General features: G+C 71.4%; 19 protein-coding genes. 11 read left to right on the forward strand and 8 right to left on the reverse strand.

Annotation, left to right across the window (positions count from 1 at the left end; translation table 11 throughout):
* The first annotated feature begins 47 nt into the window (after nt 1–47).
* Together IF12_RS0111265 and cimA are read left to right on the forward strand one after the other, a co-directional pair.
* Nucleotides 48–755 (forward strand): RICIN domain-containing protein, encoded by a 708-nt coding sequence (locus tag IF12_RS0111265; protein WP_030158085.1) that lies wholly within the window; start codon nt 48–50, stop codon nt 753–755.
* A 264-nt stretch (nt 756–1,019) separates the two neighbouring features.
* Complete coding sequence (cimA, locus tag IF12_RS0111270) at nt 1,020–2,654, forward strand: citramalate synthase (protein ID WP_197034685.1); 1,635 nt, start codon at nt 1,020–1,022, stop codon at nt 2,652–2,654.
* Between the two features lie 157 nt (nt 2,655–2,811).
* Here cimA and IF12_RS0111275 read toward each other — a convergent pair whose 3' ends face one another.
* Complete coding sequence (locus IF12_RS0111275; protein WP_030158089.1) at nt 2,812–3,954, reverse strand: PQQ-binding-like beta-propeller repeat protein; 1,143 nt, start codon at nt 3,952–3,954, stop codon at nt 2,812–2,814.
* A 157-nt stretch (nt 3,955–4,111) separates the two neighbouring features.
* Between IF12_RS0111275 and IF12_RS0111280 the strand changes: the two genes are divergently transcribed.
* The 8 genes from IF12_RS0111280 to IF12_RS26160 all read left to right on the forward strand — a co-directional run bounded on the left by IF12_RS0111280 (nt 4,112) and on the right by IF12_RS26160 (nt 11,856).
* Entirely contained in the window at nt 4,112–4,453 is a 342-nt protein-coding gene (locus IF12_RS0111280; RefSeq protein ID WP_030158091.1) for a hypothetical protein, read from the forward strand.
* 100 nt (nt 4,454–4,553) lie between these two features.
* Nucleotides 4,554–5,330 (forward strand): fumarylacetoacetate hydrolase family protein, encoded by a 777-nt coding sequence (locus IF12_RS0111285; protein WP_081913497.1) that lies wholly within the window; start codon nt 4,554–4,556, stop codon nt 5,328–5,330.
* Complete coding sequence (gene gltX / locus IF12_RS0111290) at nt 5,323–6,789, forward strand: glutamate--tRNA ligase (protein ID WP_030158096.1); 1,467 nt, start codon at nt 5,323–5,325, stop codon at nt 6,787–6,789. The genes IF12_RS0111285 and gltX overlap by 8 nt, the downstream gene beginning before the upstream one ends.
* A 292-nt stretch (nt 6,790–7,081) precedes the next feature.
* A complete protein-coding gene (locus IF12_RS0111295; protein WP_030158098.1) occupies nt 7,082–8,206 on the forward strand; it encodes an SPFH domain-containing protein in 1,125 nt (374 codons plus the stop codon).
* Between the two features lie 24 nt (nt 8,207–8,230).
* A complete protein-coding gene (locus tag IF12_RS0111300) occupies nt 8,231–9,292 on the forward strand; it encodes a hypothetical protein (RefSeq protein WP_030158099.1) in 1,062 nt (353 codons plus the stop codon).
* 89 nt (nt 9,293–9,381) lie between these two features.
* Entirely contained in the window at nt 9,382–9,711 is a 330-nt protein-coding gene (locus tag IF12_RS0111305; RefSeq protein WP_030158101.1) for a PadR family transcriptional regulator, read from the forward strand.
* A 2-nt stretch (nt 9,712–9,713) separates the two neighbouring features.
* Nucleotides 9,714–10,796, forward strand: a complete 1,083-nt coding sequence (locus IF12_RS0111310; protein ID WP_030158103.1) for a hypothetical protein — start codon at nt 9,714–9,716, stop codon at nt 10,794–10,796.
* A 340-nt stretch (nt 10,797–11,136) separates the two neighbouring features.
* A complete protein-coding gene (locus IF12_RS26160; RefSeq protein WP_197034686.1) occupies nt 11,137–11,856 on the forward strand; it encodes a hypothetical protein in 720 nt (239 codons plus the stop codon).
* Nucleotides 11,857–11,905: 49 nt separating this feature from the next.
* Here the strand turns inward: IF12_RS26160 and IF12_RS0111320 are convergent, their stop codons facing one another.
* The 7 genes from IF12_RS0111320 to IF12_RS0111350 form a co-directional block, all read right to left on the reverse strand.
* The gene (locus tag IF12_RS0111320) at nt 11,906–12,421 is read right to left on the reverse strand and encodes an SRPBCC domain-containing protein (protein WP_030158107.1); all 516 of its coding nucleotides are present in this window, start codon (nt 12,419–12,421) and stop codon (nt 11,906–11,908) included.
* The gene (locus IF12_RS0111325; protein ID WP_030158109.1) at nt 12,418–13,350 is read right to left on the reverse strand and encodes a hypothetical protein; all 933 of its coding nucleotides are present in this window, start codon (nt 13,348–13,350) and stop codon (nt 12,418–12,420) included. The genes IF12_RS0111320 and IF12_RS0111325 overlap by 4 nt, the downstream gene beginning before the upstream one ends.
* Before the next feature lie 97 nt (nt 13,351–13,447).
* Entirely contained in the window at nt 13,448–15,880 is a 2,433-nt protein-coding gene (locus tag IF12_RS0111330; RefSeq protein ID WP_030158111.1) for an AAA family ATPase, read from the reverse strand.
* Nucleotides 15,880–17,034: an exonuclease SbcCD subunit D gene (locus tag IF12_RS0111335; RefSeq protein ID WP_030158113.1), complete on the reverse strand. Its 1,155-nt coding sequence runs from the start codon at nt 17,032–17,034 to the stop codon at nt 15,880–15,882. The genes IF12_RS0111330 and IF12_RS0111335 overlap by 1 nt, the downstream gene beginning before the upstream one ends.
* Before the next feature lie 46 nt (nt 17,035–17,080).
* Nucleotides 17,081–18,805, reverse strand: a complete 1,725-nt coding sequence (locus IF12_RS0111340; protein WP_030158115.1) for an ATP-binding protein — start codon at nt 18,803–18,805, stop codon at nt 17,081–17,083.
* Nucleotides 18,798–19,565 carry a pyrimidine reductase family protein gene (locus IF12_RS0111345; protein WP_030158117.1) on the reverse strand — a complete coding sequence of 256 codons (768 nt, stop codon included), beginning with the start codon at nt 19,563–19,565 and terminating at the stop codon, nt 18,798–18,800. The genes IF12_RS0111340 and IF12_RS0111345 overlap by 8 nt, the downstream gene beginning before the upstream one ends.
* Before the next feature lie 120 nt (nt 19,566–19,685).
* Entirely contained in the window at nt 19,686–20,996 is a 1,311-nt protein-coding gene (locus IF12_RS0111350; protein WP_030158119.1) for a D-arabinono-1,4-lactone oxidase, read from the reverse strand.
* Between the two features lie 211 nt (nt 20,997–21,207).
* On the opposite strand from IF12_RS0111350, the gene IF12_RS0111355 reads away from it, so the two are divergent.
* Entirely contained in the window at nt 21,208–22,431 is a 1,224-nt protein-coding gene (locus IF12_RS0111355) for an amino acid deaminase/aldolase (protein WP_030158121.1), read from the forward strand.
* Nucleotides 22,432–22,493 lie beyond the last annotated feature (62 nt).

Consider the following 22,493-nt stretch of genomic DNA (forward strand, 5'->3'; position numbering starts at 1 on the left):
CATAGGCGGCATGTAGGCGAAAATGTCTCATTTGATGTAATCTGGCGATGAAATCGCTCTTGCTCAGCGCTGCCGCCGCAGCAGCCGTCCTCGCGTTCTGGAGCGCGCCCGCCTACGCCGGCCCCGTGCCGGAGGGCCCGACGCAGATCTACCTCAAGGACCACCCCGAGCTGCCGCTCGACCTCGTCGACGACCGCGCGCAGCTCGGCACCGACCCTGAACTGTGGACGTTCCTGGAGATCGAGACCGAGGACCGCTTCGACGACCTCGGCAACTACCAGATCGTGCACGAGGAGTCCGGCCAGTGCCTGACCGTCGACTCCAGCGCCGCCGCGAGGACCGCGCCGATCCTGCTCGCCGACTGCGAGGAGGCCGACGTCTGGACGATCATCTTCGACAGCCTCCCGAGCCACGTCGACTACCGCTTCGTCGCCGACGAGCACTACTACCTGGGCCTGGAGGGCAACGGCGACGCCGTCGAGGGCGCCGAGGTCCTCGGCGTGCGCATCAGGTCCGGCAACAGCCTGCACGCCCAGGAGTGGCGCTTCGGCCTCGCGACCGAGCAGTTCCCTCCCGAGCAGACCGTCTCCTCGCCGCCCGAGGAGCCCTCGCCGTCCGCCGTCGCGGCACCGCAGCTGCCGCAGGCCGGAGCGGGCCTCGGGGCCGCGCTCGGCGCCGGGACCGTGGCGCTCGCCGCGGGCGCGGGCGTGCTCCTGTGGTGGCAGCGGCGCAGGGCCCTGCGCGCGGAGTGGTAGGCGCCGGGGACCGAGGAGCGCGACACACTGAATCCCACGATGCGGGAAATTCTGGTTCGCGGGAACGCTCGGTGGCATACTTCCTTCCGTGACCTTCCAGCTCATGATTAGCTGCGGGCGTTCCGCGGAGCACCTTCGATAGATGCCGCCGCCGAACGCCAGACCTCCTGCGCCCGCAGGGGGTCTTTTTCGTTCAGGGCAAACGAACGTTCAGGTCGGCTGCGCAGCGGCCGGACCGGAGACACACACAACCTGGAGCACCAAGTGACGCAACCAGACCCGCAGGCAGACCCTGGCGCGGACTTCCACGTCTTCGACACCACGCTCCGCGACGGCGCGCAGATGGAGGGCCTCCGCTACTCCGTCGCCGACAAGCTCGCCGTCGCCGAACTCCTCGACGAGCTCGGCGTCGACTACATCGAGGGCGGCTGGCCCGGCGCGATCCCCTCCGACACCGAGTTCTTCTCGCGCGCCGCCGAGGAGCTGAACTTCAAGCACGCCAAGCTCGTCGCCTTCGGCATGACCCGCCGGGCCGCCACCAGCGCGGCCGAGGACCCCGGCTTCCAAGCCCTCCTCGAATCGCGCGCGCCCGTCCTGTGCCTGGTCGCCAAGTCCGACATGCGCCACGTCGAGCAGGCCCTGCGCACCACCGCCGAGGAGAACCTGGCGATGATCGCCGACTCGGTGCGCACCGGCCGCGAACTCGAACGCCAGGTCTTCATCGACTGCGAGCACTTCTTCGACGGCTTCCGCTACGACCCCGAGTACGCCACCCTCGTCGTGCGCACCGCCCTCGAGGCCGGCGCCGAAGCGGTCGTACTGTGCGACACCAACGGCGGGCGCATCCCCGCCGACATCACCGCCGCCGTCACCGAACTGCGCCGACGCCTGCTCGAAGTGCTCCCGCCCGAACGCGTCCGCCTCGGCATGCACGCCCAGAACGACACCGGCTGCGCCGTCGCCAACACCCTCGCGGCCGTCCAGGCCGGCGTCATGCACGTCCAGGGCACCGCCAACGGCTACGGCGAGCGGCCCGGCAACGCGAACCTGTTCAGCGTCATCGCGAACCTGGAGACCAAGCTCGGGCGCAAAGTCCTGCCCGACGGCGGCCTCGCGAAACTCACCCGCATCTCCCACGCCATCGCCGAGATCGCGAACATGACCCCCGACGAGCACGCCCCCTACACCGGGCACGCCGCGTTCGCCCACAAGGCCGGCATCCACGCCTCCGCGATCAAAGCCGACCCGGCCCTGTACAACCACGTCGACCCCGTGGTCGTCGGCAACGACATGCGCATCCTCGTCACCGAGATGGCCGGGCGCGCCTCCGTCGAGCTCAAAGGCCGCGAACTGGGCATCGACCTCTCCGGCGACAAGACCGCCCTCGACCGGATCACCAAGCGCGTCAAGGAGCTCGAATCGCGCGGCTGGTCCTTCGAGGCCGCCGACGCCTCCTTCGAACTGCTCGTGCGCGACGAGGTCGAAGGCGGCCTCCCCAGGCCCTTCACCCTCGACACCTACCGCGTCATCGTCGACCACGACCCCAACGGCGCCACCGTCGCCGAGGCCACCGTGCGCCTCTACGTCAACGGCGAGCAGGGCGAGGCCGAGGAGCACCGGATCGCCACCGCCCAGGGCAACGGCCCCGTCAACGCCCTCGACGCGGCCCTGCGCAGCGCCCTCGCCGCCCGCCACCCGCGCCTGGCCGAACTGACGCTCTCCGACTTCAAAGTCCGCATCCTCGCCGGCTCCACCGGCACCGACGCCGTCACCCGCGTCCTGGTGTCCATGAGCGACGGCGAATCCGAGTGGACCACCGTCGGCGTCGCCCCCAACCTCATCGAGGCCTCCTGGAACGCCCTCGCCGACGCACTGGCGTACGGCCTCAACCGGCGCTAGCGCCCCCGAACCGACCTCCCGAGCCCGCCACGAGCGGCACCGACAGGACCGACTCCACGAGACGAGGTCCCAGCCCGACAGCGCCGATCGCGCCGCCGGACGACGAAAAGGGGCCCGGCCACCGAAGTGGCCGGGCCCCTTTCACAGTCGATCCGCGTCAGTTGAACACCGCGAAGCGCTTCTGCTCGATCATGCCGCCCCCGAAGGTCGTGAACGAGCCGCCCACGGTCAGGCTCGCCCCCGACGGGTGCGCCGTGGCGTCCCAGGCCCCGATCACGCCGTTGGCGCCCGGGTTCCACGGCAGCAGCGTGCCGTTGAGGTCCACGGCCAGGAGCTTCCCGCGATGGGCCTTGATCCCGTCCACGCACTCGCCGCGCGGCCCGGCGTGGTTGGTGACGCACGCCTCGTCGAAGTGGCCGCCGCCGATGACCACGTCGCCCCACACCTCGACCGTCTGCATCCCGCCGTCGGCGGCCTGGTACCACAGGGTCTCGCCGGTGGTCGTGAACGCCCGGACCTCGCCGCCGCGCCCGTCCAGGGCCGCGTACACGCGGTCGCCCGAGACCACGACCTGCCGGGTCAGCACGAACACCTTCGACTCGAACGACGGGTCCACCGCGCCCGTGTCCGGGTCCACCGCGCCGAGCTTCCCGTACTTCTTCTCGCCGCCGAGGGTCGAGAACGACCCCGACACGTACAGGCGGCCGTGCCCCGGTTGCAGGTCGCGGACCGCGCCCGAGGGGATGTCCGGCGTGAAGCCGGTGATCGGCGAGCCGTCGGCGGCGCTCACCGCGGCGAGCGCGCGCTGGCCGAAGCCGCCGACCGAGGCGAAGTTGCCGCCGAGGTAGACCGTCGAGCCGGCCGGCTCGATCGCGTAGACCATCGCCGAGGGCTTGGCCTGCCAGGTCGTGTCGAGCTCGCCGGTGGCGAGGTCGAACCGGGCCACGCGCTTCTGGGCGACGCCGTCGACCTCCGTGAACTGCCCGCCGATGTAGAGGTACCCGCCGCCGGTCTTGACCTCGTGGACCGGGCCGTCGAGGACCGGCGCGAACGGCAGCAGCGCCCCGGTCGTCGAGTCCACCGCCGCCAGGTAGTGGCGGCGCTCGAAGGTGCCGTCGGGCTTCTGGGCCCTGGTGAACAGGCCGCCGGAGTAGACGACGTCGCCGTCGTAGGCGACCTTGTACACCTGGTCGTTGAACGACGCGGTCTTCAGCGGTGTGCTGGAGTCGATCGCCCCGGCCGGCGTCTGCGCGACGAGCACGGCCCCGATCAGGAGGAAGAGTGTGATGAAACGACGCATCCGGGCAGTCTCGCACGCGCGGGGCGCCGCGCCCGGTATTGCGACGGCGCGTCCCCGGCCCGCTCCAAAGGAGAGGACCGCCACGTCCGGTCCCCGGACTCGCCTTGCGCCCGAAGCCGTGACCCCGTGCCCGGTCCGCGCGTATTAGAGTTGGGCGGTGACTTCCTACAAGACCGATCGCGCCCGCGCGGCCGCCAGGGCCGCGGATTCGGCCGTGTACGGGCGCCGCCGGTTCGCCTCCGGGTTCTTCCTCGGCCTGGTGATCCTCGTGATCCTCGCCTTCGCGCTGGGCTTCGTGCTCGTCGGCGACCTCGGCGAGAGCCTCAAAGTGCGCCTCGGCGCGACCGGCATCTCCCTCCTGATCGCCACCCCCCTCACGTTCGCGTTCGGCTTCTTCATCGGCCTGTTCGGCAAGGTCCGCCGCCTCGGCATGGGCATCGTCGTCGGCGCACTGGTCGGCACGGCGGTCCTCGCGGGCCTGTTCCTGCTCCTGCGCTGACCGCCGCGCCACTCCCCGCACGGAGCGCCTCCGATCGCCGCCGCGGTCGAACTAAGCTGGGTCCGCAAGGATTCGAACCAGTCTCAGAGAGGGGCCGACTGTGCGGATCGCGCGGATCGCTCACCCCACCGGCATGTCGTTCGCGGTACTCGAAGGGGAGGGGCCCGGGGCCACCGCCGCCGAGATCGACGGGCACCCGTTCGCGCAGATCACGCTTTCCGGCCAGCGCTGGGCGCTGGAGGACGTGCGGCTGCTCGCCCCCATCCTCCCGTCCAAAGTGGTCTGCGTGGGGCGCAACTACGCCGACCACGCCGCCGAGCTCGGCAACGCGGTGCCCAAGGAGCCCTTGATCTTCCTCAAGCCCTCGACCTCGGTCGTCGGCCCCGGCGAGGCCATCCGCCTCCCGGCCGTCTCCGACCAGGTCGAGCACGAGGGCGAGCTCGCCGTCGTCATCGGCCTGCCCGGCGCCCGCGGCCTCGACCGCGAGGCCGCCAAGGCCTCGATCTTCGGCTACACGTGCGCCAACGACGTCACCGCCCGCGACCTCCAGCAGCAGGACGTGCAGTTCACGCGCGCCAAGGGCTTCGACTCGTTCTGCCCGCTCGGGCCGTGGATCGAGACCGACGCCGACGTGGACGACGTCGAGGTCCGCTGCGAGGTGAACGGCGAGGTGCGCCAGCTCGGCTCGACGAAGGACATGGTCTTCGACCCGGCGACGCTGGTCGCCTACGTCTCCCAGGTGATGACGCTCCTGCCCGGCGACGTGGTCCTCACCGGCACGCCGGCGGGGGTCGGGCCGCTCCAGGCCGGCGAGACCGTCACCGTCTCGGTCGCCGGCATCGGCACTCTCACCAACAAGGTGGTCTCCAGTGACTAACGTCCGCACGCGCTTTTGCCCCAGCCCCACCGGGACCCCGCACGTGGGCCTGGTGCGCACCTGCCTGTTCTCGTGGGGCTACGCCCGCGCCAAGGGCGGGGAGTTCGTCTTCCGCATCGAGGACACCGACGCGGCGCGCGACACCGAGGAGTCCTACCAGCAACTGCTCGAAGCCCTCTCGTGGCTCGGCATGACCTGGGACGAGGGCCCCGAGATCGGCGGCCCCTACGCGCCCTACCGGCAGTCCGAGCGTCTCGACGTCTACGCCGACGTGATCGCCCGCCTGCTCGCCGGCGGCTACGCCTACGAGGCGTTCTCCACCAACGAGGAGGTCGAGGCCCGCCACCGGGCCGCCGGGCGCGACCCGAAGCTCGGCTACGACAACTTCGACCGCGACCTCACCGAGGAGCAGCGGGCCGCCTTCCGCGCCGAGGGCCGCAAGCCGGTGTACCGGATGCGGATGCCCAACGAGGACATCGTCTTCCGGGACGCGGTGCGCGGCGAGGTGCGCACCCCGGCCGGGACCGTGCCCGACTACGTGATCGCCCGCGGCGACGGCTCGCCGCTGTACACGCTCACCAACCCGGTGGACGACGCGATCATGAAGGTCACCATGGTGACCCGCGGCGAGGACCTCATGCCCTCGACGCCGCGCCAGATCGTCATGTGGCGCGCGCTCATCGCGCTCGGCATCGCCGAGGCCGAGCCGGAGTACGCGCACCTGCCGCTCATCGTCGACGAGCGCGGCAAGAAGATGTCCAAGCGCGACCCCCGCTCGAACCTCTTGCAGTACAAGGAGGCCGGGTATCTCCCCGAGGGCGTGCTCAACTACGTGGCGACGCTCGGCTGGTCGCTCTCGGGCGACCGCGACACCTTCTCGGTCGCGGAGTTCCTGGGCGCCTTCGACCTGCACGACGTGAAGTCGAACCCGGCGCGGTTCGACGAGAAGAAGTTCGACGCGATCTGCTCGGAGCACTTCCGCGCCGTCGACCCCGCCGCGCTGACCGGGCTGCTCCTCCCCAGGCTCCAGGCCGCGGGCCTGATCGGCCCCGAGGTCACCGCCGCGGAGCAGCACGTGCTCGACGTGGCCGTCCCGCTCGTGCAGGAGCGTTGTGCGACCCTCGGCCAGGCCGTGGAGATGCTCCGCTTCCTGTTCTGCGGCACCGAGGTCGAACTCGACGAGGTCAGCGCCAAGAAGACCTTCAAGGACGACGCGGGCCAGGTGCTCGACGCCGCGATCGCCGCCCTCGAAGCGACCGAGTGGACCACCGCCGGCATCGAGGAGGCCCTCAAGGCCGCCCTCGTGGACGGCCTGGGCCTCAAGCCCCGCAAGGCCTTCGGCCCGGTCCGGGTCGCCATCAGCGGCAAGACCGTCTCGCCGCCGCTGTACGAGTCCATGGAACTGCTCGGGCGCGAGGTGAGCCTCGCGCGCCTGCGCGCCGCCCGCGCGACCTTCTGAACCGGCCCGTTCCGCCGAACGAGCGAGCCTCGCACGAGGCTCGCTCGTTTTGTTCGAATTGACCGATGAATGTCCTGTGTGCCCGATGGATCATGCGGCGAGCGACGGTGCAGAACGCCACCGATCGGCGTGAAACGCCCCGAACCCGAACGAGTTCCCGCAGTACAGCGGGCAGATGCGCGTACCCCGGCGGTTGCGGCGTTCTTGTACGGTGGAGTCACCGATCCGATAGACCGCGCGACCGCGAGCCCGGCTCGCGAACGGCGGCACCGAACGAGGGACAGGACTGAGCATGGGTTTGTTCGACGGAATCCGCGGGGAGTTCATCGATATCGTCGAATGGACCGACGATTCCCGCGACACCCTCGTCTGGCGGTTCCCCCGCCACGACAACGAGATCAAGATGGGCGCGCAACTCGTCGTCCGCGAGTCCCAGACCGCGGTGTTCATCAACGAAGGCCAGCTCGCCGACGTGTTCCAGCCCGGCACCCACACCCTCGGGACCCGCAACCTCCCCATCCTCTCGACCCTCAAAGGCTGGAAGTACGGCTTCGACTCCCCGTTCAAGGCCGAGGTCTACTTCGTCAACACCCGCCAGTTCACCGACTTCAAATGGGGCACCAAGAACCCCGTCCTGGTCCGCGACCCCGAGTTCGGCGCCGTGCGCATCCGCGCCTTCGGCGCCTACGCCATCCGCGTGATCGACCCCGCCCTCCTCCTGCGCGAGTCCGCCGGCACCGACGCCCACTTCCGCACCGAGGAGATCGAGTCCTGGCTGCGCGAGAAGGTCATCGGCGCCTTCGCCCCGGCCATCGCCTCCGCCCGCATCCCGGTGCTGGACATGGCCATCCACCAGGACCAGATCGGCCAGAAGCTCAAGTCGGCCATCTCCGAGCAGCTCGCCCCCCTCGGCCTCGAGGTCCCCTCGTTCACCATCTCCAACATCTCCCTGCCCAAGGAGGTCGAGGAGGCCATCGACAAGCGCTCCTCCATGGGCATGATCGGCGACCTCGGCGCCTACACCCAGTACCAGGCGGCGAACGCCCTGGAGGACGCGGCCAAGAACGGCGGCGGCGCCGCCGACGCCATGAGCCTCGGCGCGGGCATGGCCATGGGCAACCAGATGGCCGCCAACATGGCCGCGAACACCGCCGCCCAGCAGCCCCAGCAGGCCGCACCGCCCGCCGGCCCGCCGCCGCTCCCGGGCGCGGCCGCCCCCGCCTGGTACCTCGGCATCGGCGGCCAGCAGGTCGGGCCCTTCGACGCGCCCACCCTCCAGCAGAAGGTCGCCACCGGCGAACTCACCCGCGACACCCTCGCCTGGAAGCAGGGCCAGGCCGCCTGGACCGCCGCCGGGCAGATCCCCGAGCTGTCGAGCCTGTTCGGCATGCTCCCCCCGCCCCTGCCGCCGCAGTAAGCCCTCCCCGAACAGGAACGATCCATGACGGACACGGCCCCCTCCAGTCATCAGACCTACCCGTGCACCGACTGCGGCGCGCAGCTCCAGTTCGCGCCCGGCACCACGGCCCTGGCCTGCCCCTACTGCGGCGCGCAGCAGCAGATCGTGCCCTCGCAGCGCCAGGTCGTCGAGCGCTCCTACGACGCGCTGGCGGCCAAGCCCCGCCGCGACCCGGCGTCGGTGCCGCCGAACCTGTTCGTGTGCACCGGATGCGGGGCGCACACCGAATCCGACGCCTGGTCGGACGTGTGCCAGTTCTGCGACGCGCCGGTCGTCGCCGACCGGTTCGACCCGGACCTGGTCGACCCCGAGGGCGTCCTCCCGTTCCAGGTCGACAAGCGCGGCGCGCGCGAGGCGCTCAAGAAGTGGGTCTCGAGCCGCTGGTTCGCCCCCAACGCGTTCAAGAAGGTCTCCGAGGCCGAGTCGCTGAAGAGCACCTACCTGCCGCACTGGACCTGGGACGCCGAGACCACGAGCAATTACCGCGGCGAGCGGGGCGAGCACTACTACGTGGAGCGCGACGGCAAGCGCGAGCGCAAGACCCGCTGGCACCACGTGCGCGGCACCGTCCAGCGCCACTTCGACGACGTGGTCGTCCCGGCGAGCGCCCACGTCAGCGGCAACTACCTCGACCGCCTCGCGGACGACTGGGACACCGGGAAGGCCGTGGCCTTCCAGCCGCAGTTCCTCTCGGGGCACTTCACGCAGCGCTACGAGGTCGGCCCCGAGCAGGGCCTCGACGCGGCGAAGCAGAAGATGGCCGCGATCATCCGCCGGGACGTCAAGCACCACATCGGCGGCGACGAGCAGCGCATCCACCACGTGGAGACCCGGTACGCGAACCTCACCTACAAGCTCCTGCTGCTGCCCGTCTGGCTCCTGGCCTACCTGTTCGGCGGCAAGACCTGGCAGGTCCTCGTCAGCGGCCAGACCGGGAAGGTCCAGGGCGAGCGGCCCTGGAGCGTGTGGAAGATCGTCTTCGCGATCCTCGCCGCGCTCATCGTCATCGCCGGCATCGTCTACCTGGCCAACATGAACCAATAACCCGACGCTCGCAGCGGCCCCGCCGGAAGGCGGGGCCGCTCCGCGTCTCGGCCTCCCACTACTGTGCATTGCGTGGTACTGTCGATAGCGTGGACAGATCGCAACTGCTCAAAGGACTGCTCGACATCATCGTGCTGCGCGTGCTGGACGACGAGGACGGCTACGGGTACGAGATCCTGGGCCGCCTGCGCAAGGCCGGGTTCGACGAACTCGGCGACGCCTCGGTCTACGGCACGCTCCGGCGCCTGTACCGGGCGGGGTTCCTGTCCACGTACGTCCAGCCCAGTGAATCAGGGCCCCACCGCAAGTACTACTCACTGACCGAGCCCGGCCGCAAGCGTCTCCGCGAGATGCGCGACGCCTGGGAGGACGTCAGCGCGAAGATGCGGACGCTTCTCGACGCACCCACGAAGGGTTGACCATGACCGACGCCCCCAATCGGACCACCGAGATCGCGGCCTACCTGGTCGCGGTCGAACGCCACCTCGCCGACCTGCCCGGGGCGATCCGCGAGGACCTGCTGTCCGATCTCGACACGCACCTCGCCGAGGTCGCCGCCGACCTCGCGCCGGGCACGACCCTGCGGGACCTGCTCGGCAGTCCCGAGGCGTACGCCCGCGAACTGCGCGAGACCGCCGAGGTCCCCAAGGAGGGCGCGGGGGTCCGCCTGCGGCGGAGCCTGCGCGAGGCCGCGGCGCCGGCGGCGCGGCGGCTGCGGGCCTGGTCCGACCGCTACGCGGCGAGCACCGGCCACGCCGACGCGGCCGAGCTCGTCGAGCGGCTGCGGCCCGGCTGGTGGGTGGCGCGGGGCGCCCTCACGGCGGTGCTGATCGTGTACCTGCTCGTGGCCTCCCAGTACAACACCGCCGGTTACCACGTGTTCGGCTCGCTGCCCTGGACGCTGTTCACGATCGCCGCGGTGGTCTTCTGCGCCTGGGTCTCGCTGCGGGTCGGCGCCCGGTCCCGGGAATGGGGGCGGCGCCGGCGCCTGCTGACCGCCGCCTTCGGCGTGGGCCTGGTCCTCTACGCCTTCTACGCCTTCGTCGTCGTGGCGGTGCCGTACTACTGGTACGGGGACTACGGCTACACCGAGTCGTCCTACTACGTCGAAGACGACGTCACCGACATCCAGGTCTACGACGAGGACGGGAACCCGCTGACGGGCGTGTACCTGTTCGACCAGAACGGCAATCCGCTGTGGATCGGCGATCCGCATTCGTGTGCCGCGGCGCCGATCGACCCGTTCGAGCGCGAAACGGCCCCGGCTGACGGGTTCGCGACGATACCGCCGGGCTACGAGGAGGAAGTGGACTTCGACGAGCGGTTCCCTTACGGCTACCAGTACCCGCTGTGCGCCCAGGACCAGTCCGACGAACCCTCCGCCTTCCCCGAGCCCGCCGACGGCCCCTCCGACGAGGCGATGCCGAGCGAGGAGCCGACCGCGACGGAGGGCCCGAGCGAGGCGGCCGCTTCCGACGAGCCGAGCCCGACCGAAGGAAACTGACCGCGCCGGGGACCGCACGGTCCCCGGCGCGGCGCCGATGACGTTCGCCCGACCGTCCGGGCTCCGCCCCGCAGCGGGCGCCGACCAGGTGTGACATTGCTCTCGGTGGACCTAAGTGGGGGATGAAGTGCCTGGCGGTCGGGTGTCAATGGCCCGTTCGGCGGACCGGGACCCTCACGGCCCCGGGCGCCCGGCGCAGACTGCACGATAGCGGCGCTATCGGGCGAGACGGGCGGTCGATAGGTCGGCTCCCATACGGCAATGTGCCGTATTGGGCTGATTACCGAGCGGTACGATCCGGCGAGGGCGACCCCCTATGGTTGCCCCGATGTTGACCCGCATGAAATCCTCCCGCGCGAAGCACCGGTCCGCCCAACCGCGGACCGCCGCCCTGCGCCACGTGATCCGCGATCGACTGTTCGTGTCCTCCGTCGCCGTCCTCGTCGCCCTCGGGACGGCGAGCAGCGCGAGCGCCGCGATCATCTACACCGACGACCAGACCGCCGAGGAGCAGCTCGCCTCGCAGATCGTCGCCGAAGCCGGCGAGGCCGACCGCCAATGGGACCAGGTCGAGCCGATGGAGAGCATCCTCCCCGTCCGCGAGGAGGCCGCCGCCGAATCGGAGAAGGCCGAGGCCGCCGAGACCCCCGAAGAGGAAGTCGAGGAGGAAGAGGAGCCGGCGGTCGAGGAGACCACCGGCAGCACCTCCTCCGAGTCCTCGGGCACCAGCGTGGACATCTCGGCCGAGTGCTCGGACTACTCGGGTAACAAGGCCATCGGCTGCACCATGACCCTCGACCGCGGCTGGGGCATGGGCGAGTTCTCCTGCCTCCTCAGCCTCTGGGAGCGCGAGTCCAACTGGAACGAGGCCGCCTACAACTCCTCCTCGGGCGCCTTCGGCATCCCGCAGTCGCTCCCGGGCGACAAGATGGCCTCCGCCGGCAGCGACTGGCAGACCAACCCGGCCACGCAGATCAAGTGGGGCCTCGGCTACATCAGCGACCGCTACGGCAGCCCCTGCGGCGCCTGGTCGCACAGCGAATCGGTCGGCTGGTACTAGGAATCCCCACCACAGGCACAACCGAATAGGAGAGGCCTCGGCGCGCGATCTAGATCCGCGTCGGGGCCTCTCGCCCGTCCTCCAGGGCCGCCTCCAGGCGGTTGAGCAGGAACGGGAGCGAGCCGCGCACGTGCTTCTCGTCCACGGTCCGCCCGTCCGGGCCCGGCCCGCCGGTGAAGGCGGCAATCACGTACTGCTCGGTGTAGTCGATCCGCGTCCCGGCGCCCTCGGGTTCGAGCACGACCGTGACCAAGGCGAGGTTGCGGAGCACGTCGTCGACCCTCAACTCATAGCAGAAGACCAGGTGGCGGTGCTCGACGAGTTCGAGGAACCGCGAACGCCACTCCACGGTCTCGGGGGCGCCCGTCGGAGCGAACACGCCGGAGGCGATCTCGCCGCCGCCGATGCGGAAGTCGAGTTCGTGCCGGGCGTCCTCCCCTGGAATGTGAAACCACCGGTCCCGCAGGTCCAAGTCCGCGAAGGCCGCCCAGACGCGTTCCGGCGGGGCCTTGAGCGTCCGGGAGACGGTCACGGTGCCGTGGACCGGTCTCTGGGGCGCAGTCACCGCCCGGACTCCAGGGAGGCCGCGCGGACCGACCGCAGCAGCAGCCTCGGGTCCCCGAGCATCCGCTTCAGGCGCCGCTCCAGCCCCGCGATCGGGGTGAGGTTCTGCGGGGCGCGGGCGTCCTTGTGCGCGGCCGAGCCCAGAGTCGGCAGCGCGGCGGCGGTGGCGTCGGCCAGCGCGATCGCCGCGTTCTCGGTCAGATCGTCGGCGGCCTCAAGGCGCGCCACGCCCGCCCAGCCGCGCGAGGAGGTCCCGGGCAGGCGCAGGTACCAGGTGTAGCGCGGCCAGCCGGACATGAGGTGGAAGACGGGGGTGCGCTGGCCGGGCGCGAGCTTCTCGACGACGGCGTTGAGCTCGCCTTGGAGGTAGGACCGGTGGTGGCTTTTGATGTAGCCCACGGAGTTCGGCAGGCGGGTGCGCCCGCGCAGGGGGCCGTCGAGGACCGAGAGCTCGGCGTCGGTCGCGCACTGGGCGGCGACCTTCGCCTCGAGTTCGGCCATGGCCGACTGGGCGGAGGCGATGAGTTCGCCGGGGTCGGCCGAGGCGGTCTCGCGGTAGGGGTAGCGGCCGAAGTCGGCGCCGGGGTCGACGGCGGCGAACAGGCCGCGTTCCACGGCGACTTCGACGACGGCGGCTTCGGCGCCGGTCGCGGTGCGGCCGTCGAGGTCGCAGGCGACCGCGCCGGCGGCCCAGGAAACGCAGACGCCGGGCCAGCGGTCGCCGTCTTCGAGCAGTTCCACGCGGGCGTCGATGCGGCGCACGCCGTCGACGACGAGGAGGCGCCGGGGCCCGGCGGCGGGCGCGTCGACGGGGCGCCAGTCGGCGGGTTCGAGTTCGATGTCGGCCCGGACGACGGCCCGGTCGGAGCGCGAGGGCGACTCGGGGTTGTCCGCGAAGGACGGGTCCCAAGCGTCGACGGTGATCTGCAAGTCGCACCTGCTTTCAGGATCGTTGCGCCCCACACTAGTCGGTCGATTCCCGCGCCCCGCCCCATCGGCCCCGACGGCGGTGTCGGACCGCATTCGCCTAGCTGAGGGACTTCTCCACGTGGGAGCCCTTCGCGTCCTTCGTGATCCGGAACCGCACCGGCACCCGCTCGGCCAGTTCCGGCACGTGCGTCACCAGCCCCACCGTGCGCTCGGCCGACAGCGTCAGCGCCTCCAGCGTCGTCGCCACCGCGTCCAGCGTCTCCGGGTCCAGCGTCCCGAAGCCCTCGTCGAGGATGATCGACTCCAGGCACGCCCCGTGCCGCGCCAGACTCGCCAACTGGTCGCTCAACGCCAGCGCCAGCGACAGCGAGGCCGCGAACGTCTCGCCGCCCGACAGGCTCCGCGCCGGTCGCGCCATGTCCGCATCGTGGTGATCGACCACCCAGAAGTCCTGGTCGCGGTAGATCAGGTCGTACTGCCCGCCCGTGATCTGGTTGAGCATCACCGTCGCGCCCGCCACGAGCTCGTCCAGCGCCTCGCTCAGCAGCCACTCCATGAACCGCCGCGCCTCCAGGTGCGAGGCGAGCGCCTTCGCGACCTCGGCCTCGTGCGCGAACTTCCGCGTCTCGGCCTCCAGGTCCACGCGCTGGCGCCGCGCCTCGGTCAGCCGGATCGATGCGGCCCGCGCCGATTCGACCGCCGCCGCGTGCCGGCCGACGTAGTCGCCGCCGGTGCCCGTCCTCGGCACCTCCACGTCGAACTCGCCCAAGGCGACGCGCAGTTCGGTCCGCAGCGTCCCGGCTCGCCCGTCGAGCGCGTTGAGTTCGGTCCGCGCGGCCTCGCGTTCGGCGGTGGCCCTCTCAAGCGAGGACGCGGCCCAGCCGACCAGCACGGCCCAGCTCGCGGCGAGGTCGTCGCCCGCCGCGGGCGGCCCGAGCACGGCCACCTGGTCGCGGGCGTGCTGGAACTCCTTCCAGGCCCGCTGCTGGCGCTCGTCGGCGGCGGCCTTGCGCTTCTCGGCCTCCCGCAGGGCGCGCCTGGCGGCCTTGAGCGCCGCGCCGGTGCCCGCGAGCTGCTGGCGGGTCTCCTCGGAGGCCGCGCGCTTCGCCTGGAGCGCGGCGGGTTCGCCGACGCCGTCGAGCTTCTTCTTCAGCCGCCGCTCGGCCAGTTGCAGTTCGGTGAGCCGCTCCTCGTAGTTCTCCAGTTTCGTCTGGAGGGCGACCACGGCGGCCTGCGCGTCCCGGTACTCGGCCGTGGCCGTCCGGGAGGCCTCCTCGGCCTGCTGCATGGTCTCCGACAGGTCGTGCTCAGGAACAGTCTCCACCGGGCGGTCGCAGACGGGGCACTCGTCGCCGACCTCGATGCCCGCGCGGAGGGTCCCGGCGAGTTCGGCCATGCGGATCTTGTGGAGGGCCGCGTGCTGGATCTCGATCTCCTCGCCGGCGGCCTCCTCCAGCTCCTTGGCCTCGGCGTGCTGGTCGCGCAGCTCCTCGGTCAGCTCGCGCCCGGTCCGCAGCTTCGTCTCGGTCTCGGCGAGTTCGGCCCAGGCCTTGAGCTGGCGTTCGATGAGGGCCAGGTCGAGCCCGTCGAGGTCGGCGCGGAGCCGCTCGTCCTCGGCTTCGGTCGCCTCGACCTCGGCGGCCTTCGCGGCCACGGCCGCGGTCGCGGCGGCGACCTGCGCGGCGATGTCGTCGATCCCGGCGGGCTGCTTGATGTACGTCAGCGACGCCAGGCTCGCCTCGGCCTCGCCGAGCCTCCTGCGGGCGGCCTCGACGGCCGCGGCGAGTCCGTCGAGCGCGTTCGCCTTGTCCCGCACGGGTTCGGAGAGTTTCTCCAGTTGCTCGACGCGTTCGGCGGCGGCCGCCAGTTCCTCGTCGCTCACCGCGGGGACCCGCGCGAGCTGCGCCTCCAGGGTCTTCTTGGCGGTGGCCGCGGTGTCCCTCTTGGCGCCGGCGAGCTGCTGGACGCGGCGGTAGACGCTGTGGCCCAGCAGGTTCTCGAGGATCTTGCGCCGGTCGGCGGGGGAGGCGTGGAGGAACTCGGCGAACTCGCCCTGCGGCAGGAGCACGCACTTGGTGAACTGCTCGAACGGCAGCCCGATCACCCGCTCGGCGGCGTTTGAGACCTCGCTGGGGCTGCCCGCGAGGGCCTTGCCGAGGCCTTCGACGAGTTCGCCGTCGTCGGCGGGGTTCACCCCGTCCGGCAGCTGCTCCAGAGCGGCTGTGGTGGTCTTGACCTTGCCGTTGCGGTCGCGCCGCAGGATCCTGGTGGCCACGTAGTTGGTCCCGGCCGCGGCGAACACGAGCCGCACCCGCCCTTCGGTCGCCGAAGGGGCGATCGCGTTCTGCGTGGTGTTGACCCGCCAGCGGGGCGTGCGCCCGTACAGCGCGAAGCAGATCGCGTCGAGCACTGTGGACTTGCCCGCGCCGGTCGGGCCGGTGAGCGCGAAGAAGTCGACGTCGGTGAAGTCGAAGGTCTCGGATCCGGTGTAGGACGCGAAGCCTTGCAGGTCGAGTCGGATCGGGCGCATCAGGACTCCTCGGCGACGGTCTGGGTGTCCGTGTAGAGCTCGGCGAACAGGCCGGCGACGGCCGGGTCGTCGTGGCCGTTCTCGGTGAGGTAGGTGGTGAACAGCTCGCCGGGGCTGCGCCCGGACCGCCGCTGGCGCGGCGCGGTGGCGTCGGCGCGCATGACCGGGTCGATGTGGATCTGGACGGCGCGCGGGAACAGGTCGGCGACCTCGCCGCGGAGTCCGGCGCGGACCGGTTCGGTGACGAACACGCGCAGCCAGGCCCGTTCGTCGACTTCGGCCTTCGCGAGTTGTTCGAGGCTGCCGCGGACGGTCTGGAGTGGGACGGCCTCGGTGAGCGGGACGGTGCGGGCGTGGGCGGGGGTCCCGGCGGCCACGTCCACGATCGCGACGCTCGGGGTGTGGTCCTCCTCGCCGAAGTCGACCGCGAGGGGTCCGCCGGAGTAGCGGATCGGGCAGGGCCCGTTGATCGACTGGGCTTTATGCAGGTGCCCAAGGGCCACATATGAAGTGGTGGGCGGGAAGATCGCGGCGGGCACCGCGTAGTCGGCGACGGTGTGCACTTCCCGCTCGCCGCCGCCCACTTTGCCGCCGACGACGGTGAGGTGCCCGGTGAACAGGTTGACCTCGTCGGCGGTGAAGCCCTGCGTGAGGGCGGCGACGAGGCGTCTGAGGTGGTCGGCGTAGTTGGCCTCGGCGCCGGCCGCGCCGAGTTCGAACAGTTCGGCGGCCCGGACCGCGTGCCGCTGGGCGATGAACGGCAGGGCGGCGATCCGCCAGCGCTCGCCGCCCTCGGTGGTGCCGGTGACGATGTGGTCGGCGGCCTTGCCGAGGCTGCCGCGCAGGTGGATGCCGGCGGCGTGGGCCCAGTCCCGCAGGGCGTCGAGCGCCTTGCCGTTGTCGTGGTTGCCGGCGATGACGACGACTTCGGCGCCGGTGCCGTGCAGCGCCGAGAGCGCGGCGGTCAGGAGTTTCTGGGCCTCGCTGGAGGGCGAGGCGGTGTCGAAGAGGTCCCCGGCGACGATCACCAGGTCCACCGATTCGGCGCGCGCGATGTCGACGATCTCCTTGAAGACCGCGCGCTGCTCGTCGAGGCGCGAGCGGCCCTTCATGGTGACGCCGACGTGCCAGTCGGAGGTGTGGAGAATCCGCAAAGCTCGCTCCTTCTGGGGTGGTGCCGGTGCTGTCGGTGGTGCTGGTCTAGAAGGGGATGTCGTCCTCGTCGTCGCCGAGGTCGAAGGGGTCGACCTTCGCGGTGGGGGAGACGGCGCGGCCCGACCGGGTGGCGGCGGCCGGGGCGGACCCGGCCTCGGCGGGCCGGGTGGCCCAGGCGGGGAACGGGAAGTTCACCACCAGCGGGACCGGCAGTTCGGGTTGGGCGACGAACATGGTCCCGGGTTTGGCCATGAGGACCCGCATCCGCTGGGCCTGGGTGAGGAACCCGTACTCGGGCCGGGTGGCCTCGGCGGCGTCGAGGCGGCCGACGACGCGGATCGCCGAGTTCGAGGCGATCCGGCGCTCCACTTCGGACGCGGTCTGCTGGGCGCCGATGAGGATGACCCCGAGGGACCGGCCCCGTTCGGCGATGTCGAGCAGGATGTCCTTGATCGGGCTGGTGCCCTCGCGCGGCGCGTACTTGTTGAGCTCGTCGAGGACCACGAACTGGAGCGGGCGGGCGGTGCCGGCCTTCTCCTTGCGCTCGAACTCCGAGCGCAGGACCACGCCGACGACGAACCGCTGCGCCCGGTCGGGCAGGTTGTGCAGGTCCACGACGGTGACCTGCGCTTCGGAGGTGAGGACGGCGCCCTTCGGCGGCAGGTCGCCGCGGATGAGGCGGCCGATGTCGCGCCCGGAGGCGATGAGGCGGCGGATGAACGCGTTGACGGTGCCCAGGCCGATGGCCGACCCGGCCCATTCGGTGCGGGTCTCGTCGTCGGCGAGGCGCTCGCAGATGAGGTTCACGAGGTCGCGGTACGAGGTGAGCAGCTGCCCGTCGACGCTGATCGCGCCGTTGTCCTTGGGGCGGGCCTCCTTGCGCAGCCGCGCGGCGACCTGGTGGACGACCATCGTGTACTGCTGGCGGTCGTCGTCGCCGTCGGCGAACACGAACGGCAGCAGGCTCAACTGGCAGAACTCCGCGAGCGTCCAATAGAACGCGTCGACGCCGGTGGACCGGCAGGCGACGTCGGGGACGCCGTTGGCGTCCCCTTCGCGTGGGGGAGCGAGCACCTCGACGGACTTGAACGCGCCCGGTTCCATGCCGAGCCGCCGGTAGGCGTCGCGCACGGTCTCGTCGATCTTCGTGTTGTCGTGGTCGAGCAGCAGCAGGTCCTCGCCCTTGACGTTGAAGATGAGCGCCTTCGTGTTCGACGCCTCGGCCCCGAGCGCGCCGGAGTGCAGCAGCGAGTACAGCAGCCAGGTCGCGAAGGAGGTCTTGGTGGCGACGCCGGAGATCCCCGAGATCGACACGTGCGCGCCCCTGGTGCCGTCGAGGAAGTCGGGGTTGAGGAACACCGGCTGCCCGTCGCGCGAGAACCCGAGCGGCACTTGGCGGGCCATGCCGTCGAAGTACAGGGCCCGGTCGCGGTCCTCGCCGGAGGCGCGCTGGACCTCGGCGCCGGGGCGCGGGGGCACGAACACCTCCGGTTCGACCCGCGTCACGGTGACCTCGGCGGCCTCCTGGACCTGCGCGGGGAGCAGGCCGCCGGCGATGTCGAACACGTCGGAGTCGAACTGGGCGCCCTCGTGGCGGCTGCGGACCGCGGTGACCACGCCCGAGATGCGCACGGCCCCGACGCCGGGCACCTGGCGCTCGGTGGTCAGCACGTCGTCGAGCTGGGCGTACGCCTCGGGACCGACGCCGACCCAGAAGGACAGGGGCGTCGCGTCCTCCGTGCCGAGCACGCGTCCCACCGATTCACTCATCGCTTGATCCTCGCAGATACTTCAGGATGAGATTGCCCCCGGCTTCGAGGACGTGTCGCAGTTGGAGCGGGCGGGGCGGACCCGCCTCGCGGTGGCCGCCCGCGGCGAGCGCGTGGTCCTCGGCGATGCGGATCGGACCGGCCCCCACCAGCAGCGGCGAGAGCGTCAGGTCGAGTTCGTCCACCAGGTCGGCGGCGACGAGGTCGCCGAAGACGTGCGGCCCGCCTTCGCACAGGATCTGGCGCAGGCCCCGCTCGCGCAGCGCGGCGACGGCCGCGACCAGGTCCACCGCGCCGGCGCCGGCGCCGATGACGTCGGCGACCGCGCGCAGCGGCGCGACCTTCGCCTCCGGCAGGTCCGCGGGGCAGACGACGATCGGGCGCCTGGGCGCCTTCGCGAAGATCCCGGAGGCCGGGTCGAGCTCCCCCGAGTGGGACACGATCGCCATGACCGGCACCTCGGGCAGGCCCTGGGCCCGGCGCCAGGCCATCCGCTCGGGGGAGAGGACCAGCGGCCCGTACCCCTCGGCGCGGACGGTCCCCGACCCGGCGAGGAGCACGTCGCAGCGGGCCCGCAGGACCTTGAACACCCGCTTGTCCTCTTCACCCGAAAGTGGACCGGAGAGCCCGCCGAGGGTCGCCGCGCCGTCGGCGCTGGAGACGAAGTTGACCCGCAGCCAGTCGGGAGCGGGCGGCGCGTACGCCGCGTAGACCTCGTCATCGGTCAGTTCATCGAGTTCTCGGTACAGCACCTGTGCCACCGCGCCAAGGTAGCCCACCCCACCGACAACACCGCACCGCGCACCGCGGAGCGAGCGCGACCGGTCTTCGACGCGTTCGCGGTCCTGCCGTTCGATGCGGCCCCCTGACGGGCGCTTCCTTCAGTCGCCGAGGACCCTTTCGAGGTAGGCGTTGGCGAACCTGCGGTCGGGGTCGACCGCGTCGCGCACCTTCAGGAAGTCCTCGAAGCGGTCGTAGCGGTCCGCGAGCTTCTTCGCGGTCAGGTCGTGCATCTTCCCCCAGTGCGGGCGCCCGTCCGCCGCGTCGAAGATCGCCGCGCAGTCCTTGAAGTACGCCTCGTGGTCGTGCCGGTGGTACTGGTGCACCGCCACGTACGCCGTGCGGCGGCCTTGCGCGGTCGACAGCCAGACGTCGTCGGCCGCCGCGAACCGCACCTCCACCGGGAACGACACCGTGTGCCCCTCGCGCTCGACCATCGCCTTCAGATCCTCCAGGACCTCCGGCAGCGCCTCGCGCGGCACCGCGTACTCCATCTCCCGGAACACCACCGATCGCGGCGAGGTGAAGACCTTGTGCGACACGTCGGTGTACTCGCGGGCGCTCCAGACCCGCCCGGCGAGGCGGTTGAGGCCCCGCACCATCCCCGGGAACCGCGTCCCGACCCGGTTGCTCGCCTCGAACAGGGTGTTCTCGGTGAACTTCCGCGTCCACCAGTTCGCGAGCCTGCCCGGGGCCCGGCTCGGCTCCGACATCGCGTACCGGTTGTTGCACTTGGTCAGCGTCCGGTCGGTGTGCGGGAACCAGTAGAACTCGAAATGGTCGTTCTCGGCCACGAGCACGTCCAGGCCCTCCAGGACCGCGCCGAGCCGCTCGGGCCGCTCCACGGCCTTGAGCCGGAACGCCGGGACGCACTGGAGCGTCACCTCGGCGATCACCCCGATCGCCCCCAGGCCCAGCCGCGCGGCGGCGAACAGCTCCGGCCGCACGAACTCCGTACAATGTACGATCGATCCGTCGCCCTGGACCAGCCGCAGACCCTTGACCTGCCACGCGAAACCCCGGTAGCGGTCGCCCGTCCCGTGCGTCCCGGTCGAGATCGCCCCCGAGACCGTCTGCCGGTCGATGTCGCCCATGTTCTCCAGCGCCAGCCCGTGCGCGTCGAGGACCTCGTTCAACCGCGCCAGCGTCATGCCCGCCTCCACGGTCACCACCCCCGTGCGCGAGTCCACCTCGACCACCTGGTCGAGGCCGCCCATGTCGACCTGCACGCCGTCGGCCACGGCGATGCCGCTGAAGGAGTGGCCGGTGCCGACCGCCTTGACCCGCAGGCCGTCGTTCGCCGCGGCCACCACCGCGGCCGCCAGCTCGCCGGCGCTCACCGGCCTCACGACCCGGGCCGGATCGGCGCTCTCGGTGCCCGACCAGTTCTGCCAGAGCGAGGTGGTTCCCATAGAGGCAGCTCCCATGACGACTCTGCTTCCGTTGCGACGGTGCTTAGGTTTCGGCGGTTCTTCGGTACGAGGTGCTTCGAGGCGGCGTCGCCGCCGCTGCGACGGTACTGCGGTCCGGCGGCGCCGCTTCCGCGACCGCACCGGTTGAATATGAGGTGTACTTCACGGTAGCTTTCATTCAACCTCACTTGACCTGCGGAAGGGAAGTCGGATGGCCTCACAGGGAGTTTCAGGTGCACCCGCGGCCGCGGCGGCGGGCGCGCCCGACCACCGCTTCGCCGAGCTCGACCGCGCGACCGCCGGACTCCAGCCGCCGTTCGCCGCGGTCGACCTCGGCGCCTTCGACACCAACGCGGCGATCCTGCGCCGCAACGCGATCGGCAAACCCCTGCGCCTGGCCAGCAAATCCCTGCGATGTCGCCCGCTCATGCGCCGGGCCCTCTCCCAGCCCGGATTCAAAGGCGTCCTCGGCTTCACCCTCCCCGAGGCGCTGTGGCTCGCCGAGGAGTTCGAGGACGTGGTCGTCGCCTATCCGACCGCCGACTCGGACGCCCTGCGCCGCCTCGCCTCCGACGACTCGCTCGCCCGCCGCGTCACCCTCATGGTGGATTCGGTCGAGCACCTCGACTTCCTGCGCCGCCACGTCGAGCCGAACCCTTCCCGGCCGCTGCGGCTGTGCCTGGAGATCGACCTCTCCCTGGAGCTGTTCGGCGGCCGCGTCCACATCGGCGCCCACCGCTCGCCGGTCCGCACCGCCGACCAGGCGATCGCGATGGCCCACGAGATCGACAAGCGCCCGGGCGTGAGCCTCGTCGGCGTCATGGGCTACGAGAGCCAGGTCGCGGGCGTCCAGGACGCGTTCAGCCCCGTGGTGCGGTTCATCCAGCGCGTCTCCAAGGTCGAGCTGGCCGAGCGCCGCGCCGAGGCCGTCGCGGCCGTGCGCAGCGTCGCCGACCTCGAATTCGTCAACGGCGGCGGGACCGGCTCGGTCGCCTCGACCGCCGTCGACCCCTCGGTCACCGAGATCGCCGCCGGTTCGGGCCTGTACTCGCCGGCGCTGTTCGACGGCTACCGGTCGATCCGCCCGCTGCCGGCCGCGTTCTTCGCGCTGCCGGTGGTCCGCCGCCCCAAGCCGGGCATGATCACCGCCCTCGGCGGCGGCTGGATCGCCTCCGGCGCGCCCGGCCCCGACCGGCTCCCGAAGCCGGCCTTCCCCGGCGGCCTGCGCTACACCAGGACCGAAGGCGCCGGTGAAGTCCAGACGCCGCTGCGCGGCCGGGCCGCCGACGGCCTCGCGATCGGCGACCGCGTGTGGATGCGCCACGCCAAGGCCGGGGAACTGGCCGAACGCGTCAACTCGCTCCACCTCGTCGCCGGCGGCGAGGTCGTCGACGAGGTCCCGACCTACCGCGGCGAAGGCCGCGCCTTCGCCTAGAACGCGAGCAGCCCTTCGCCTTCCACAGTGAGCGCGAATTTGCACGAACAAGGGCCCGGAGG

Source organism: Glycomyces sp. NRRL B-16210 (assembly GCF_000719515.1).
Taxonomy (GTDB): domain Bacteria; phylum Actinomycetota; class Actinomycetes; order Mycobacteriales; family Micromonosporaceae; genus Glycomyces.